The organism is Isoptericola cucumis (genome assembly GCF_014635665.1).
GTDB classification, from domain to species: Bacteria; Actinomycetota; Actinomycetes; order Actinomycetales; family Cellulomonadaceae; genus Isoptericola; species Isoptericola cucumis.
Genome location: NZ_BMDG01000009.1, coordinates 199856 through 217100, shown reverse-complemented (window position 1 = coordinate 217100; position 17245 = coordinate 199856). Strand labels below are relative to the sequence as shown.

Sequence of the window (17245 nt, the reverse complement as noted above, 5' to 3'; positions counted from 1 at the left end):
TCCGGCCCCCCACCGGCATCGACGACCTCAAGCAACACCTCGTCGACGCCCTGCCCGCATGACGCAGCCGCCACGCACCGACCGGGCCGCCGAGACGACGCACGGCCGACGGGGCACCCCCGGGTACCATCGCGCCATGCCCGCACCGACGCCTTCCGCCGTGTCCGTGGAAGCCGTCGGGACGGCCTGGATCGAGGGCACGCTGTACGTGCGGACGATCACCCGCTGGGACGACGGCACGACGCCCGACGGGGGCACCACACAGCTCGTGCTGCGCCGTCGCGGCGGCGAGCGCACCGTCACCGTGCCGACGGTCGTCTCCTCGTCGCGGTCCGCTGCTGACGGTGGGGGCGGGGCCTCGACGGACTCCCGCCTGGACGTCCGGCACGTCGGCAGGTCCGGCTGGCTGCCGGACGCCGTGTGGGACGTGCACGCTCGCGTCCGCGGGAGCGACGGCACGGTCACCGTGCCGGTCTTCACCGGGCTCGGGGCCCGGCCCGCCCTGCTCGCGGGCCGGCCCGCCGTGGCCTACCGGAACACCAAGGGCCACCTCACGGTCGACACGACCGGACGGCTGCACTTCGTGGTCAACGACGGGCGCCCCCGGCTGGCCGACGCCACCGTGTCCGCGTCCGACGGCGGAGCCCGCCACGTGAGGGTGACGATGCCGCTCGACGGCGTCCGGGTCCACGGTCGCGGCTCGGTCGCGGGGACGGTGTCGGTCGCGTCCCACAGGCCGCCCTGGGGACGCCGCGTCGCGGGCGCCGTGCGTCGCCGTCTCGCCGGGGCGAGCCCGGCCGGGGGCTCGGCCACCGTCACGGCGACGCGGGACGACCTCACGCTGTCGTTCGACGTGACGGCGACGCCGGGGCGCTGGCGACCGTCGTTCGTGTTCGCCGGCGAGTCGAAGGCGGCCCCGTTCCTGCTCACCGTGCCGCGCACGGGGCCGGTGACGGTCGAGCCGCTCGACGAGCCTCCCGCACGGGCGGAAGACCCCCTCGTGACCGTGGTCGCCGTCGGCCGGGACGAGCCGCTGCTGGAGGCGGCCGTGCGCTCCGTGCTCGCCCAGACGCTGCCGCTGGCACGGACCGAGATCATCGTCGTGACCGACCCCGGTGCCGCGCCCGCGTGGTGGGGTGCGGTGTCGGCCGCCCGCCCGGACGTCCGGCTCGTCACGGCGTCCGGCGGGACCGCGACGCAGCGCAACGCCGGGCTCGAGGCCGCGCGGGGCCGTTACGTGCACTTCCTCGACGCCGACGACCGGCTGGCTCCACTCGCCCTCGAGAAGCTGGCGGAGACCGCGGACGCGACGGGCGCGGACCTCGTCCTCGGCAAGACGCTCGGCATCAGCCGCCGGCGGGCGACGCCCCACGCCTTCCAGGCCACCGTGCTGTCCGCCGACACCCTCGACCAGCGCCTGTTCGACGTCCTGACCCCGCACCACCTGTTCCGCCGGGCGCACCTCGACGACCTGGGACTCAGGTTCCCCGAGGGGCTCCCCGACGACGGCGACGACCTGCTGACGGCGGAGCTCGCGCTCCGTGCCCGCCGGGTCGCGGTCCTCGCGGACTCCGTCTACTACGAGAGCGGTGTGACCGGCTCCGGCGGCGTCCCCGTCGGGGGCGACGACCCGGCGCAGGGCCTGGACGACGAGCTGGAGGCCGCGCTCAGGCTCGCCGAGGTCGTCACGGACCAGGTCCCCGAGGGCCCCCGGCGGGAGAAGCTGCTGCGCCGGCCGGCCGCGACCCTGACCGGGATCGCCCGCCGCGTCGCCGCCCTCGACGACCCGGAGGTCCGGGGCCGCCTCGCGGCCGAGGCCCGGGACAGGTTCGGCAGGCACTGGACGGGGTCGCTGCGCCGTGGACGCGACGAGCGGAGCGCCCTGCTGCTCGACACCTTCCTGTCCGGTGACGGGGACGCGCTCGCGGACCTGATGACGGCCTGCCACGGGGACGAGAAGGCCCTCCGCGCCGCCGTCGACGGCGGCGACCTCCGCTACGACGTCCCGGCGACGGTGCAGCACGTGGTTCCCCCCGAGAGCCGGACCGTCTCTGCGCAGGTCGTGAACCACCTGATGACCTCGCTGGTCGTGGACGACGGGTTCGCCCGGGTCGCCGGCTGGATCGCGGCCCCGGGGGTCCTGCCCCCGCCGGACGGGGTCCGGGCGGTCCTCCGGCTGCGCGACACCGAGACCGAGGTGGAGCTCCCCGTGACGCTGGGCGACACGCTCGTCACGGACCCGGTCGAGGCGCTGCCCTTCACGCTCGGGATCGACCCGGCGGCGCTCGACGCCCCCGGGCGCTGGGACCTGTACGTCGCCCCGGTCTGGGCCGGCCACGCGCTCCCCGACCTGCGTTTCGGGTCACGGCGTCCCACCCAGGTCGACGAGACCTGCGTCGACGTCACCGGCCGGGCGCTCGGAGCACCGGACACCGTCCTCTACGCCACCGCGAGCTACGGCAACCTCTCCGTCTCCCACCGCGACTTCCTGACCGCCGACGAGGTCCGCCTCTCGCGGCTGTCGCTCGACGAGGACGACCGGCCGGAAGCAGTCGTCGACGTCGCCGGGCTCGGCAAGGGCCTGCAGGTCTACGCCGACGTGGATCCGGCCGGCAGCAGGGAGGCACCGCACCGCCTCCCCTGGCGCCGGCTCGACGACCGCCAGGTCGCGGCGCGGCTCCCCGTGCCGGTGACCGGCGACCTGAGGTTCGCCCTGACCGTCGTCCACGGGGACGTCCGCGCGACGTCGCACGTTCCCGAGCCGCTGGAGCCGGTCCGGACCGCGGCGTTCGTCGCCCGGTACGAGGACGGTCGCTTCGTCGTCTCCCGCCTCCCGGAAGGGGAACCGTCATGAGCGACCTGCGTGTCTTCTGGTGGCGCTGGCTCCACCCGGTCGAGACGAACTTCGGCGACGAGCTCAGCGCGCCGCTCCTCGAGCGGCTCACCGGCCGGAGGGTGCGCTGGAGCCCCCTGCCCGACGCCGACCTCGTCGCCGCCGGGTCGATCCTCACGCACATCCGGGAGAAGCCCGCCCGCTACCCGGAGTTCTGGGGCACCGGCTTCCTCTGGCCGTACGAGGACCCGATCCCTGCTGAGGTCCGGCCCCGAGCGGTGCGCGGCAGGCTCACGGCCGGGCACTTCCCGGCCGAGCTCCGGTCGACGCTCGCCCTGGGCGACCCGGGCATCCTCGCGCACCTCTTCCTCGACGGTCCCGTGCGCAAGAAGTACGCGGTCGGCATCGTGCCCCACTTCCGCGACGCGCAGCACCCCCTGGTGCGCGAGCTCAGCACCCGGTCGGACGTCCGGATCATCGACATCGGGTGGACCCCCGAGGAGGTGACCCGGGAGATCGCCTCCTGCGACGTCGTCCTCTCCTCGTCGCTGCACGGGCTGATCGTGTCCGACTCGGTCGGGGTCCCCAGCATCCACCTGCGGCTCAACGAGTCGGTGGGCGGGCCGGTGCAGGGCCCCGTCCACGGACTGTTCAAGTACCGCGACTACTACTCCGCGTTCCCCGGGTCGCGGCCGCACCGGCCCTGGTACGCGCCCGACGTGGCTGGCCTGCCCACGGCCGAGATCCGGCGGCGGGTCGAGGAGGAGCACTCGCCGGCCGACGGGATCGACGCGCTCCAGGAGGGTCTCGTCGCGAGCCTGCCGGTGTGACCACGCCGGGCTCGCCACCGGCTCCGTGCGCAGCACCCGGCGGCCGAGGGCGGTGAAGGCCACGCAGCGCCCGTGGCATAGTCGTGCCTGTCCAGACGACCGCCCACCTCGACGAGCCCGTCCGCGGGCACGAAGTTGGAGACATCGATGAGCGTCCCGCACGATTCCGACCGGCCGGGAGGCGTCCGCGTCAGCGTCGTGATCCCCACGTACTGCTCGGGCCCGCGCCTCGACGAGGCGCTCGCGTCGGTGGACGCCCAGACGCTGCCCGCCGAGCGGATCGAGGTCCTGCTCGTCGACGACGGGTCACCCGACGGGACGCCGGAGCGGGTCACCGAGCTCGCGCGGTCCAGGCCGCTCACCAGGGCCATCCTCCTGGAGCACTCCGGCTGGCCGAGCCGCCCCCGCAACGCCGGGCTCGAGGCGGCGGCCGGCGACTACGTCGTCTTCATGGACCACGACGACGAGCTCTACCCTGGCGGCCTCGAGGCGGCCGTCGCGATGGCGGACCGCACGGGTGCCGACGTCGTCACGGCCAAGGAGTCGAGGACCGACCAGCCCAAGTGGGCCCTCGAGGTCTTCACGCGGAACTTCGACGACGCCTCAGAGCGTGACGACGCGGTCCATCCGCTGCGACCCACCAACCCGCACAAGCTGTTCCGCCGCAGCTTCCTCCTCGAGCACGACGTCCGCTTCCCCGAGGGGCAGCGGGTCATGTGGGAGGACATCTTCTTCTCGATCGACCTGGCGGCGGCGGGCGCGCGCACGGCGATCCTCGCGGACGTCCCGTTCTACCACTGGGTGCGCCACGGCTCGACGGCGTCCACGACGTACTCCGCAGACCGTCCCGAGTGGTGGTACTGGCTCGGTGAGATCTTCGCCGCGATCGACGACCGTCTGGAGCAGGGCAGCCGCGACCACCAGACCCTGCAGCTGCACCAGCACCGGGCCCGCCTCCTGGGTGGCCTCAACGCGCCCCTGCTGAGCATGCCGGACGCGGAGCGGGCCCCGATCCTCGCCCTGGCGACGACGATGCTCGAGCGGGTCGACCCGTCGATGGACGAGCAGCTGCCGCGGCATCTCGCGGCCCGCGCGGCGCTGGCGCGCGCCGGCGAGTGGGACCTGCTGCTCGACCTGCTCGCCGTCGACGGCGGGCTCGTGGGCACCGCCGAGGTCACCGACGTCCGCTGGGACACCGACGGACAGCTGGTCGTCAGCTTCACCACCACCTGGACCACGGACGCGGGCGGGCTCGCGCTGCGCCAGGAGGGCGACCGCGTCCTCCGCGTCCTGCCGGAGCACCTCGCGGGCCGGGTCCCCGCGGAGCTTCTCGACGTCACCGACGACCTCGCCGCCGCCACGACGACGCTCGCCGTCCGGTCGCGCGACGACGCCGTCACCTGGGAGGTCCCGACCGAACAACGGGTCGAGGTGACCGGCGAGGACGGCGAGCTCGTGGTGCGGCTGCGCGGCAAGGCACGGATCGACCCCGCGACGGCGGCCCTCGGGCGCCCGCTGGCGGCGGGGGTCTGGGACCTGTCCGCCCGGGCCGAGCTCTTCGGCGTGCTCAACCACCGGCCGCTGCGCACGGCGGCCCCGCCCCGGGTCGCCCTCGTCGACGGCGAGTCCCGGGTCGCCTACAAGAACGACTCCAAGGGGCTGACGATCGACCTGGGCCAGACCAAGCGGACGGTGCTGGGTTCGGCGAAGGTCAGGCCGAGCGCGGCGACCACGGAGCACCGCCGGTTCGGGGCCGACGGGTACCGGCTGCCGCTGCCCTCCGTCTCCGTGCACGGCCGCACCCGGATCGAGGGGGGCGTGGTGCTGCAGCCCGTGGACCCGCAGCCGGCGACGCTGGTCGCCGACGGTGACGGCGCCCGGATCGAGGGCGACCTCGACGCCCCGCCCGGCGAGTACCGGATCATCGGCAACTTCGGCGGCCGCGACGTCGAGCTCGACACCGTGGTCCGGGTCGATCGCGGCGGGCGGCTGACGTTCACCGAGCCCCGACCGCGGTGACCTCGCGGGTCGCCGTGCCCTGAGACGACGACGGACGCCGCGGGCCCCTCGGGGCTCGCGGCGTCCGTCGTCGTCAGCGGGTGGGAGCCCGGTTCACTCCCAGTCGGCCTGCGCCATGATCTGGTCGGCGATGACCAGGTCGGTGCGCGTGGTGATCTTGATGTTGTAGTCCTCGCCCTTGACGATCTTGACCCGGTGCCCGGTGAACTCGGCGACCAGGTCGGCGTCGTCGGAGACGCGGTGGTAGCTGGACGCGATCGCCTCGTCGTAGGCCTTCGCGAGGAGCTCCCGCTGGAACACCTGCGGCGTCTGCCCGAGCCAGCTGTGCGAGCGGTCGAGCGAGCCCGTGATGAACTCGTCGTCGTCGACGGTCTTGAGCTGCACCACGGTCGGCATCCCGAGCATGGCGGCGCCGTTCTCCACGCCGGCCTCGAGCACCCGCTCGATGAGCTCGGAGTTGACGAACGGCCGGACGCCGTCGTGCACCATGACGATGCCGCCGGACGTGGCCTGCAGCCCCAGCCGCGCGGAGATGAAGCGCTCCTCGCCGCCGTCCACGAGCGTGACCGGCAGGCCCGCCTTCTCGATCAGGATGTCGTGGTAGACCTCGCGGTTCTCCGGGCTGATCGTCACGATGATCTCGTCGATCGCCGGGTGCACGAACTCGCGCACCGTCTTCTCGAGGATCGTGACGCCGTTGATCTTGACCAACAGCTTGTTGCCGCCGAACCGGACGCCGCGACCGGCGCAGGTGACGATGGCCGAGACCTTGTGGGACTTGTACATCGGTGGTGATTCTCTCCTTGTGAGCGGGGCCGACGGCACGGACGACGTCGTCCTGGCTGGTGATTCCGTGGTGCGGGTTCCGGGCGCTGGTCCCGGGGTGCTGTCGGTCAGTCGAGCCGGCCGGAGCGGCTGTCGTGCAGGAAGGCGCGCACGGCGTCGAGCTCCGCCTCGGCGGTCATCAGGTACCCGTCCGGGCCACCGAACAGGTCGGAGTGCCGGGTGCGCATGTCGCGGGTGTACATCCGCGACATCGGGTTCTCGGGGGCGTCGATCACCTGGCCGCTGATGTCGCGGCCGAAGACCTCCTTGGCGATGGTCGCGCTCGTGAGCGCCGGCGTCGCGATGTTCAACGAGTCCAGGCCGTGCTCGAGCGCCACCTGCACGTCGGCCCACAGCCGGCGGAGGTCGTAGTACTGGAACTCGCCCTCGGGCCGGATGTGCTCGACCCGGTAGTCGTTCATCAGGTCGTAGACGATGCCCTTCTTGATGCCGCGGCCGTAGAGCTGCGGCAGGCGGACGGCCAGCAGGTCGAAGGCGTCGCCGAGGCGGCGCTCCATGTGCAGCCGGTTGGCGCCGTAGGGCGTCAGGCCGTCCTCGGAGAGCGGCGTCGACTCGTCCGGCGACGTCTGGCCCGGGTACACGCAGACCGTCGACGCGAGCACCAGCTTCTGGGCTCGCACGGTCGACAGCAGGTCGACGTACTCGTCGATCTCCGCCCGGTCGGCGGCGCCGTCGGAGTTGATGCGGTGCGAGTCGGCGCGCGCCGCCGCACTCACCACCAGGTCGTACTCCTGGCCCTTGATCTGCTCGATGTTCGACGTGTTGTACAGGTCGTCGAACGCGGCCGCGGCGGCCATGTTCGATCCGACGAAGCCCGTGTGCCCGATCAGCGCAGTCCTCACGCCGCTCCTTCCGTGCGTCGCTCGCCGGCGTGCGAGTCCGGACCATCGTAGGGGACGCCACGAGGCCGCCCGGCGCCGCCCCGCACGCTCAGTTGCGGGCGAGCGCGATCGAGCTGATGCGGACCTCCTTGCCGTGGTCGATGTTGCGCAGGGTCACGGTCCCGTTCTTCCACCCGGGGAGCTTGACGGGGAACCCCTTGCGGGGGTGGAACTTCGACGACGCGAGGTTGATCGTCCCGTACGCCTTGTCGCCCACCTTCACCTGGACCCGGCCGTACCCCGGGCCGGTGGCGGCCATGATCCGTACGGACTTCACCTGCCGGGCGCCGCGGATCTTGATCTGCGCGTTGTAGGCCGCGCTGCGGAACGCCTGGCCCGTCTCGTACCCGGACCCCTTCACCTTCTTCCAGGTGCTCGACCGCACCCAGTTGCTGGGATGCACCGGGCGGGTGGAGCGCGTGATCGTCTCGATCCTGCCCCGGTCGCCGTTCTTGCTGATGGCGCGCACCGCCACGTGACGTGTCGTCCCGGTGCTGGTCTTGATCTTGATCGAGGTGTTCGTCGTCGTGCCGAGCACCCGCCAGTAGCGCATGTCGGGCATGTCGTCCTTCCAGCCCGCGTACTTCTGCAGCACCTGGTACTTCCGCGCGCCGGGGACCTTGCTCCAGCTGTAGGTCGGCGTCGAGACCCACTGGGCCGGCGTCTGGCTCGCCGGGAACCGCCCGTTCGGCTTTCCGACCGCGGGGCGGACCGCCCCGTAGTAGCTCTTCGCCCTCTTGACCCTGTCCTCGACGGACGTGCGCAGCCCCTTCATGCGGGACGCGAGGTGCCGCCCGGGACAGGCGGTGTGGTTCGTGGTCCGGTGCATGGTGATCGCGGGGACCCGCACCCGTTGCCCCGGTCTCGCGCGCGTGTCGGAGCCGGTGCTGGCGCCGGTGGGCAGCGTCACGTGGGACTTGGCGCCGACGCCGTACCGGTACGCCTTCCACGCGACCACGCGCGTGAGGGCGCTCATCACGGCCGAGGACGGGCGGGCCGTCTCGTAGTCGCCCATGACCGACACGCCGATGGTGCCGGTGTTGTACCCGCCGGCGTGCGCGCCGATCGGGTTGTCGTCCACGGCACCGTGACGCCCCTGGAAGACGCGGCCGAACCGGTCCACGAGGAACTGGTACCCGATGTCCGGCCACCCGCGAGACTTCGTGTGGTACGCGTAGATGCCGCGCACGATCGCCGGCGACTGGGACTTCGAGTACGAGTTCGTGCCCGCGGTGTGGTGCACGAAGATCGCGTCGAGCCGCCCCGACACGGTCGGCCACGAGCCGAGCAGGGACTCGTCCGCGCCCCACTGCGAGCGGGTGACGATGTTCGGCCGGATCTCCCGCCCGGTCGCGGCGCTCGCCGACGAGGCCGGGGCCGGGTCCGTCCCGACGGTGGCGTCCGCCGCGGAGGTCCCCGGGTCGACGACGTCGACCTTCAGGCCCGGCGGCGTCTCGCCGTCCGCGGTGCGCACCCGCACCTGGACGCCGTCCGCGCCCGCCGACGTGATGGGCTCGGTCCCCGTGCGCCCCTCCTCGGTGACGACCCCGTCGAGCCCCAGCGCCCGCCAGTCGCCCCAGTCGCCGTCCTCGTGCAGCCGGACGGCGACCTCCGTGACCTCGGGCCCGGCCGCCGCGTCCTCGAACGACGCCTCCCAGGTCACGCCGGCCACCAGGAACTCCTGCGTCGCCCTGCGGGGGCTCAGCGCCGCGAGCTCGCCCTCCTCGGGGGCCGGCTCTTCGGCCGCCTCGGAGCCGTCCGCCGCTTCGCCGAGGACCTTCAGCTCGGGCGTCCCGCCGGCCTCGGCGTGCTCGCTCTCGCCGCCGACGGCTTCCGCGAGCGCCCCCGCCTGGCCCCGCGCCGCACGGTCGACGCCCTTCACGGCGACCGTCTCGACGTCGGGCGGCACGGCCTGCGCCTCCGGGACGGGCAGGGTGACCGTCGGGAGCACCACCCCACCCATCGCGAGCGCCGTCACCAGCCCACCGGCAGTGCAGATCCGTCCCCATCGACTCATGTCTCCCGACGGTAGGCGTCCCGGCCGGTCCCGGCGACCGGTACGGGCCACGGATCCGGTCCCGCGAGGAAGGGCGCCCCCGAGATGCTCCACCCCTCCCGGTGGCGCACAGTGGACGAGGAACACGTCACAGGGGGTTCGACCATGCACGGGACCTGGGCACGCCGGCTCGTCGCCGGGATCACGAGCACGCTCCTCGCCGCAGCCGGGCTGGTGGCGCTGCCGGCGACGGCGCAGGCGGCGGTCCCCGACAGCTTCCGGATCTCCGGCAGCGGCTTCGGGCACGGCGTGGGGATGCCGCAGTTCGGGGCGTACGAGCTGGCGCGCCGCGGGGGCGTCAACGGAGGCGACGTCCTGCGGCACTACTACAAGGGGGCGACGACGCAGCACGTCACGACCCCGCAGATCGTCGCGGTCCAGGTCTACGGCCCCGACCCCCTGGGGCGCTCGGGCTACGGCGACACGAAGGACACGAGCGCGGTCGCCGTCCACGACGGGAGCTGGCGGCTGCGCACCAGCGACGGGAAGACGCTCCTGACCGGCTCGGGGACCACGCGCTTCAGCCTGTCCACGGCGAGCGGCAAGATCGTGGTGAAGGTGGACGGCAAGACCTACAGGGCCAACCTGCTGCGCATCCACTGGTCCGGCACGCGCTACTACCGGTCCGACGGGACGCAGGCCCTCGCCACGGTGCGCGACGCGCACGGCACGTACAAGCACGGGCGCATGACGCTCAGCGCCCGCCAGGGCATCCCGAACGTCGTCAACGACGTGCTGCTCAACACCGAGTACCTGTACGGCATCGCGGAGATGCCGTCCTCCTGGGGGGTCGAGGGCAGCGCGGCCCTGCGGGCGCAGGCGATGGCGGCCCGCTCGTACGCGCTGGTGGCGATGCGGTCGGCGAAGACGGACTGCCGCTGCCACGTCGTCGACGACGTGCGCGACCAGAACTTCACCGGGTGGAAGAAGGAGAACGAGGGCACGAACGGGCGCTGGGGAAAGGTGTGGAAGAAGGCGGTGAACGCGTCGGTCGCCAGCCGCACCCGCGCGCAGGCCCTCACCTACGCCGGCAGCCCGGTCCAGGCGCACTACTACTCCTCGAGCGGCGGGCGCACCGCGGACTCGGAGGACGTGTGGGTCTCCCGCATCCCCTACGAGCGCTCGGTCAGCGACCCGTACAGCAAGGCGGCGCCGGGCAACTCCTACGCGTCCTGGACGCGCACGATCACGCAGGCGCAGGCGCGCCGGCTCTTCGGCCTGACGAACGTCCAGTCGATCGCGGTGACGGCGAGGTGGACGAGCGGCCAGGTGCGCACGCTGACGGCGACCAAGCCGAACGGGACGAAGGCGTCGATCACCGGCAAGGCCGACGCGATGCGCTCGAAGATCGGCGCGCGCACGACGGCGGGCTCGATGCCGGCGTCGTGGATCACCCGGGTCACGGCGGTGTCGTGACGGCCCCGTCATCCGCCGTCGCCACCCGCCGCCGTCACCCGTCGATCGTGAACGCCTCCAGGTCGAGGCCGTGCGAGCCGAGCACCCGCCGTGCGCGCTCGACGTCCGCGTCGTCGAAGTACTCCTTCCACTGCCCGATGGAGCCGTCGCGCGTGAAGTAGCCGTCGAGCCGGACCACCATCGACCGCCCGGTGCGCTCCTCCAGCTCCCGGATCGTGGAGATGTCGGACAGCGCGAGTGCGCGGTCCACGGCGTCGTCCACCAGCGGCAGACCGAGGAAGCGCACCACCTCGCGGAACCGGGTGGCCGGGTCCGCCTTGAGGGACTCGTACGACGCGACGTGGACGTCGGGGTCGTCGCGGTAGCTGTCCAGCGTGCGCAGGTGCAGCGAGTAGGTGCCGAGCATGTGCTCCAGGACGTCCCGCGGGTGGTCGGCCCGGTCCCGGTTCTGCGGGCGCTGCTTGATCGTGTAGTGGAACAGCGAGACGACGTAGTCCAGCGGGTTGCGGTACAGCATGATCTTGCGGCCCGGGCTGAAGGCGAACGGGTCGAAGTCGTGGCGGAAGTGCTGCATCGTCACGTCGGAGACGCCGTGCGGGGCGAGCAGCGTGGCGGGCTCGCGGTACGGCTCCGCCTCCCGGAACACCTGCCAGCGGTTGTTGCCGTAGTACTCCTGCTGCAGCTGGGGGTAGGAGATGGGCCGGTCGACCTGCGGATCGTCCAGCGCGCGGGCGTAGTTCGTGAGGAAGAACCGCATCCAGTGCGTGCCGGACTTCTGGACGGTCGCGACCGTCACCACGTCGTCGCGGTGGAGGCGCCCGAACGCTGCCGCGAGCCGGGGCCCGCGGACGTCGGCGAGCCTCCCCGTCCGCCAGCGGGCGAGGTCGCCCAGATAGCGCATGCCCTCGCCGGGGTCGTCGGGCAGCGTCGCGAGCACCGCCTCGTCGTCACCGGCCCGCAGCCCGGTCAGCACCGCGGCCAGGCGGGCCTCGCGCGTCCGGGACCCCGCGCCGGCGGCGAGGGCCTCCCAGTCCCGGGTCAGCAGCGCCGTCCTGAGGTCGGTCGACACCGTGCGCATGCTCACTTCCTCCTGCCGCGGTAGTACTGGGACGCGATGCCGGCGCCGACGGCCACCGTCGCCGCCGGACCCTTCGCCCGCTCGAGCGTGCGCAGCGCGTCGCGGCGCCGGCCGAGCGTCATGAGGGCGATCGCGAGCTGGCGCTGCTCCGCCGCCGACAGCCGGCGCCGGCGGGCGGTCTCCTGCAGCAGCTGTGCCGCGGGCTCGGGGCGCCCGGCGGCGAGGTGCTCCTTGGCGGTGCGCACGACGTCGCCCGGCGACGCCGGCGGCGTGGTCGCCAGGTCGGTCCGCCGGCGCAGGTCACGGATCAGCTCGTTCTTCTCGGTGTCGCTCAGGTGGTCGAGCCACTGGCGGTCGAGAAGGTCGTAGCGGTCGTCGTCGCCCGGCTCCCACGGCTTCTTGCCGACGTAGTGCAGCACCCGCACGTCCTCGTCGCCGAAGAGCTCCGGGTGGTGGGAGAAGATCCGCTTGGTCATGTTGTCCTCGGGCGGCAGGGCACGCCACGAGTCGAAGAAGACGTTGAGGAAGCCCTGGTCGCCGCCGTCGTACGACGGCGTGTGCGCCAGGCGCGACATCATCCGCTCGAAGGTGGGGTACGACGGCGTGAAGGCGAACACCCCGGAGTTGAAGACGCCGGGGTCGGGCCGGTCGAGGCCCGCGTCGGGCACGGCCGCGAAGTCGTCGCCGGCGAAGAGGTCGTCGATGTTGTGCTTCACGACGGCGTCGCTGTCGACGTAGACGGCCCGGTCCAGGAAGTCGAGCCGGAACACGTGCAGCTTCGTGTACGTCGCGGCGAAGCGCTCCTGCACCTTCTGCCGGCGCCCGCCGGCGGCGATCGACCGCAGGACCGGGTTCGCGATGGGCGGGACGTCCAGGGTGAGGATGCCGCTCGCGGCCAGCGCCGCCTTGTCCGCGTCGGGCGTGCACAGCGCCACGAGCGGGACGTCGGTCACGCGGCGCAGCGAGTTGGCCAGCGCGCGCGCCCCGTGGTGGTACGAGCCGGAGACCACCGTGACGTACGCGCACCGGCGACCGTCCAGCTCCTTCCAGAGGGGCCCCTTCACCTGGGGCACCGTGAGGGCCGCGACGCCGCCGGCCGCGGGCAGCTCGAGCTCGACGGTGTCCTTCGTGGCCCCGACGGCCGAGCCCTCCCCGGGCGCGAGGTGCGGCCGGTCGGTGAGGTCCTCGGCGGGCGGGACGTACAGGTGCAGCATCTCGGACTGGCTCACCGACCGGACCTGGGCGTCGGGATGGGCGGCCAGGCACGAGCGCAGGAACGCGAGGTCGGTGTCGAGCCCGTGCGCGGCCTCGTAGCCGGGCGTGACGTCCTTGGCCTGCAGCCCCAGCTCGGCGATCTGCGGCATGGTGTAGCCGTAGCGCGCGTCCTTGGACTCGTACAGGTCGATGCCCGCCAGGTACACCTCGCGGAAGCCGACGCCGAGACCGAAGGCGAGCGCCTGCATCCCGGTGGTCGGCAGGCCCGGGCGGCTCATGAAGTGCCGCGCGAGCCGCGGGTCACGGGCCGGCACGCTCCAGCTGTCCAGCTCGTCGACGTCCGTGAGCGGCTCCAGGCCGTACCGGTCGCCGTCGCGGTGCGCGGCGTGCCGCATCGGCGACAGGATGCGGCGCACGTCGTACCGGCCGGAGCGGATCTCGTCCTGGAGCAGCTTCTCGAGGCGCTCGTGCGGCACGGCCGAGAACCAGCCGTCGACCCGGTCGCCGAAGTGGTAGTTGCTCTCCAGGAAGAACCAGTTCATCCGGAAGACGACCACGTCGGCCGGGATGCGGTGGTACGGCGGCATGGCCGACGACGGCCCGTTGCCGACGATCAGCAGCGGCCGGTCCGTGAGGTCGGCGAACGACGCGATCTCCCGCTCCCCCGGCTCGCGGCCGAGCGGGACGCTCCGCATGGTGGGCATCGTGGCTCCTGTCTGGGTCGTGACTGTCGGTTGCTCGGCGGGCAGGTCCCCGGCCCCGCTCAGCGGGGCCGCACGAGTCGTCGCGCCCGCCGTGCCGCGCGCTCGACCAACGACCCGCGGCCGACGGACTCGCGGGCCGCCCGCAGCGTCGCCCGCACCTGCTCGATCTCGGTCCCCAGCGTCCGGAGCTCGTCGTCCTTGGCGCCGAGCTCGCGGTTCTTGGTCCGCAGCCGCACCTCCGCCCGGGACCGTTCCAGGGCGGCGTCGTAGGACCGTGCCGCGAGGCGGCGCTCGCGCGGGGTCAGGGGCGTGAACGACGGCTCCACGGCGACCCCGGTGATCCGCCGGTAGATGGTCGCCAGGTTCGCGAGCGTCGTGTCGTGGAAGCCGCGGCGCACCTCGGCGAGCTCCGCCCGCAGCTCGGCGCGGCGCTCCGTGACGTCGTGCACGGTGCGGTAGAGGTCGTCGGTGAGCGAGGCGGCGCGCGGGTCGAGCGCCCACTCGGGGTGCCCGATGTCGCTCGCGAAGTAGCGGGTCTTGTGGTGCACGTGCAGGGACAGCGGGACCGCGCCCATCCCGAACGGCACCATCTGCGCGTGCCCGCGGGTGCCGAGCACGACCGGCAGGTCGGCGAACGCCCGCACGCCGGCGAACAGCACCTCCCGGTTCCCCCACAGGACGTGCTCCGCGTCGACGAGCCCGCGCTCGCGCAGCAGCTCGGCGAACCGCATGTCGGCGCGCGCGTGCGGGACGCTCACGACCTTCCAGCCCTCGCCGCGCAGGCGCTCGAGCACGTCGGCCTGGTCGGCGTAGATCCGCTGCTTGTCGAACCCGGCGGCGGTCTGGCGCCGGCCGACGATCGACTCGACGGCGAGCACCCGGCCGTCGCCGTCGTCCGGCTCCGCGCGGTACAGGTCCGGGAACAGGGACGACGAGATCGTCGTCGGGCAGGGCTGGTACTCCACCCGCTCGGGGTCGTGGTCGACGTACTCGCGGATCGTGCGGACGGAGCCCTGGTTGCGCAGGCCGAAGAACACCGACTTGTCGAGCGTGAGGTTCACGTGCTCGCGGAACGGCTCGGCGAAGTCCGCCTGGTCGATGAACCGGTTGTTGCCGACGGCGAAGACGACGAGCGGGACCTCGATCCGGCGCAGCTGCTCGAGCGAGATGTTCCACTGCCACCCCGAGCGGGAGTTCTCGTTCGTGTCCCGCAGGAACAGGCCGCCGCCGCCCACGACCACGGCGTCGGCGTGCTCGTTGATGTGGTCGACGAGCCTGGGGCCGACGGGGTCGCGCAGCGACGCGCTGCCGGTGATCTCGAAGCACGTGCCGCCGGCGAAGCCCTCGAAGACCTCCCGGACGGCCTCGAACAGCAGGGTGTCGCCGTAGTTGCCGTAGGTCTTGATGTCGAAGTGGAACAGGCGCAGGCGCCTGCCGGCCCTGCGCGGGGTGCGGGCGCGGGCCGCGGGGCGCGCGTCGGCGTCGTGAGTCGGCACGGCGCGAGCGTATGCACCGGGTGACGGCCCGGAAGCCGATTCGCGCCGGAATCACCGGCTGCTCATCGACTGTTCATCTGGGGGCCACGGCCTGCTCCGCGGGAGTTCTCCCGGGGGTCAGATCGGGCGGGCGTCGCCGGCCAGCAGCACCGGGACGCCGTCGCGCACCGGGTACGCGAGCGGGCGCTCGGGGTCGGTCGAGCGCAGCTCGGGCTCCCCGTCCGGCCCGACGCCGTCGACCAGCTCGGCACCCGTGACGGGGCAGCGCAGGACGGCGCGCACCCACGGGTCGATCGCGTGCGTTCCGCTCACGGCTGCATCTCCTCCCGCACGAGCGACAGGACGTCGTCGCGCACCTTGATCATGATGTCCTCGTCGGCGGCCTCGACGTTGAGGCGCAGCAGCGGCTCGGTGTTCGACGCGCGCAGGTTGAACCACCACTGCGGGTGGGCGTCGTCCCAGTGCGCCACGGTCAGGCCGTCCAGGTGGTCGACGACGGCGTCCGGGTAGGCCGCCAGGTAGGCGTCCCGGACGCGGGCGGTCGCCGCGCCGGCGTCCGCGACCGTGGAGTTGACCTCCCCCGACGCGACGTAGGGCTCGTACATCTCGGCCAGCGCGGACAGCGGGTGCGGCTGCTCGCCCAGCGCGGCCAGCACGTGCAGGGCCGCCAGCATGCCGGTGTCCGCGAAGAAGAAGTCGCGGAAGTAGTAGTGGGCGCTGTGCTCGCCGCCGAACACGGCACGGTGCTCGGCCATCCGCGCCTTGATGAACGAGTGCCCGACACGGGTACGGACCACCTGCGCGCCGGCCGCCGTCAGCAGGTCGGGCACCGCGCGCGAGGTGATGAGGTTGTGGATCACCGTCGGCGTCCGGCCGGCCGCGAGCTCCTTCGCCACCTCCCGCAGCCCCACCAGCGCCGTGACCGCCGACGGTGAGACCGCGGCGCCGCGCTCGTCGACGACGAAGCACCGGTCGGCGTCGCCGTCGAACGCGAGCCCGATGTCGGCGCCGTGCGCGAGCACGGCCGCCTGCAGGTCCACCAGGTTCGCCGGCTCGAGGGGGTTGGCCTCGTGGTTCGGGAACGTCCCGTCCAGCTCGAAGAAGAGCGGCACGACCTCCAGGGGCAGCGCGGGCAGCCCCGCGGCCGTCCCCAGCACCGCCGGCACCGTGAGCCCCGCCATGCCGTTGCCGGCGTCGACGACGACCTTGAGCGGCCGGATCCGCGACAGGTCCACGAGGCCCCGCAGGTATGCGGCGTACTCGGCGAGCATGTCGACGTCCGAGACCTCGCCGGGCGCGGCGCCGTCGCCGGGCGCGTCGGTCTCGGCCGACGGGTCGTCCAGCAGCCGCTGGGCGACCTCGCGCACCTCCGCCAGGCCCGTCTCCTGCCCCACGGGGCGCGCCCCGGCCCGGCACAGCTTGATGCCGTTGTACGCGGCCGGGTTGTGCGACGCGGTGAACATCGCCCCGGGCGCGTCGAGCACGCCGGACGCGTGGTACAGCCCGTCGGTGGAGCACAGCCCGATCCGCACGACGTCCACGCCGGCGGCCACCAGGCCGGCCGCGAAGGCCTCGACCAGCGCCGGCCCGGAGTCGCGCATGTCGTGGCCGACGACGACCCGCCGCGCGCCCTCGGGCCCGGCGACGACGCGGGCGAACGCGGTCCCGATCGCGCGCGCGACGTCGGGCGAGAGCTGGTCGGGCACGGTGCCGCGCACGTCGTACGCCTTGATGATGGTCCCGAGGTCGGTCGTCACAAGCCCTGAGCCTACGTCCCCGCCCGGTCGCGGTCATCGGCCGGGGCCGGTCCCGGCGCCGGGATCACCCGGCCCGGCACCCCCGCGGCGCCACGCCCCCGTGAAAGGATCGCG

Annotated in this window: 12 protein-coding genes; 4 read left to right on the top strand and 8 right to left on the bottom strand. The window is 73.3% G+C overall.

The window, feature by feature from the left end:
- Positions 1-136: 136 nt before the first annotated feature.
- The 3 genes from IEW03_RS14270 to IEW03_RS14260 all read left to right on the top strand — a co-directional run bounded on the left by IEW03_RS14270 (position 137) and on the right by IEW03_RS14260 (position 5682).
- Positions 137-2854, top strand: coding sequence for a glycosyltransferase family 2 protein (locus tag IEW03_RS14270; protein ID WP_188524354.1), 2718 nt, complete (start codon positions 137-139; stop codon positions 2852-2854).
- Complete coding sequence (locus IEW03_RS14265) at positions 2851-3663, top strand: polysaccharide pyruvyl transferase family protein (protein ID WP_188524353.1); 813 nt, start codon at positions 2851-2853, stop codon at positions 3661-3663. The genes IEW03_RS14270 and IEW03_RS14265 overlap by 4 nt, the downstream gene beginning before the upstream one ends.
- Before the next feature lie 147 nt (positions 3664-3810).
- Entirely contained in the window at positions 3811-5682 is a 1872-nt protein-coding gene (locus tag IEW03_RS14260; RefSeq protein WP_188524352.1) for a glycosyltransferase family 2 protein, read from the top strand.
- Positions 5683-5775: 93 nt separating this feature from the next.
- On the opposite strand, the gene IEW03_RS14255 is transcribed toward IEW03_RS14260, so the two are convergent.
- The 3 genes from IEW03_RS14255 to IEW03_RS14245 form a co-directional block, all read right to left on the bottom strand.
- Positions 5776-6468 (bottom strand): IspD/TarI family cytidylyltransferase, encoded by a 693-nt coding sequence (locus tag IEW03_RS14255; protein WP_188524351.1) that lies wholly within the window; start codon positions 6466-6468, stop codon positions 5776-5778.
- Positions 6469-6575: 107 nt separating this feature from the next.
- A complete protein-coding gene (locus tag IEW03_RS14250; protein ID WP_188524350.1) occupies positions 6576-7370 on the bottom strand; it encodes an NAD-dependent epimerase/dehydratase family protein in 795 nt (264 codons plus the stop codon).
- Between the two features lie 88 nt (positions 7371-7458).
- A complete protein-coding gene (locus IEW03_RS14245; RefSeq protein WP_188524349.1) occupies positions 7459-9426 on the bottom strand; it encodes a peptidoglycan recognition protein family protein in 1968 nt (655 codons plus the stop codon).
- A 144-nt stretch (positions 9427-9570) separates the two neighbouring features.
- Here IEW03_RS14245 and IEW03_RS14240 point away from each other — a divergent pair, with 144 nt between their 5' ends.
- On the top strand, positions 9571-10881 hold the full coding sequence (locus tag IEW03_RS14240; RefSeq protein ID WP_188524348.1) for a SpoIID/LytB domain-containing protein: 1311 nt from the start codon (positions 9571-9573) through the stop codon (positions 10879-10881).
- Between the two features lie 34 nt (positions 10882-10915).
- On the opposite strand, the gene IEW03_RS14235 is transcribed toward IEW03_RS14240, so the two are convergent.
- The 5 genes from IEW03_RS14235 to IEW03_RS14215 all read right to left on the bottom strand — a co-directional run bounded on the left by IEW03_RS14235 (position 10916) and on the right by IEW03_RS14215 (position 17131).
- The gene (locus IEW03_RS14235) at positions 10916-11959 is read right to left on the bottom strand and encodes a sulfotransferase domain-containing protein (protein WP_188524347.1); all 1044 of its coding nucleotides are present in this window, start codon (positions 11957-11959) and stop codon (positions 10916-10918) included.
- Between the two features lie 2 nt (positions 11960-11961).
- Positions 11962-13878, bottom strand: a complete 1917-nt coding sequence (locus tag IEW03_RS14230) for a glycosyltransferase (protein WP_188524346.1) — start codon at positions 13876-13878, stop codon at positions 11962-11964.
- 59 nt (positions 13879-13937) lie between these two features.
- The gene (locus IEW03_RS14225; RefSeq protein WP_188524345.1) at positions 13938-15374 is read right to left on the bottom strand and encodes a polysaccharide pyruvyl transferase family protein; all 1437 of its coding nucleotides are present in this window, start codon (positions 15372-15374) and stop codon (positions 13938-13940) included.
- Between the two features lie 117 nt (positions 15375-15491).
- A complete protein-coding gene (locus IEW03_RS14220) occupies positions 15492-15686 on the bottom strand; it encodes a Trm112 family protein (RefSeq protein ID WP_188524344.1) in 195 nt (64 codons plus the stop codon).
- Entirely contained in the window at positions 15683-17131 is a 1449-nt protein-coding gene (locus IEW03_RS14215) for a phosphomannomutase/phosphoglucomutase (RefSeq protein ID WP_188524343.1), read from the bottom strand. Before IEW03_RS14215 ends, IEW03_RS14220 begins: the two co-directional genes overlap by 4 nt.
- Positions 17132-17245 lie beyond the last annotated feature (114 nt).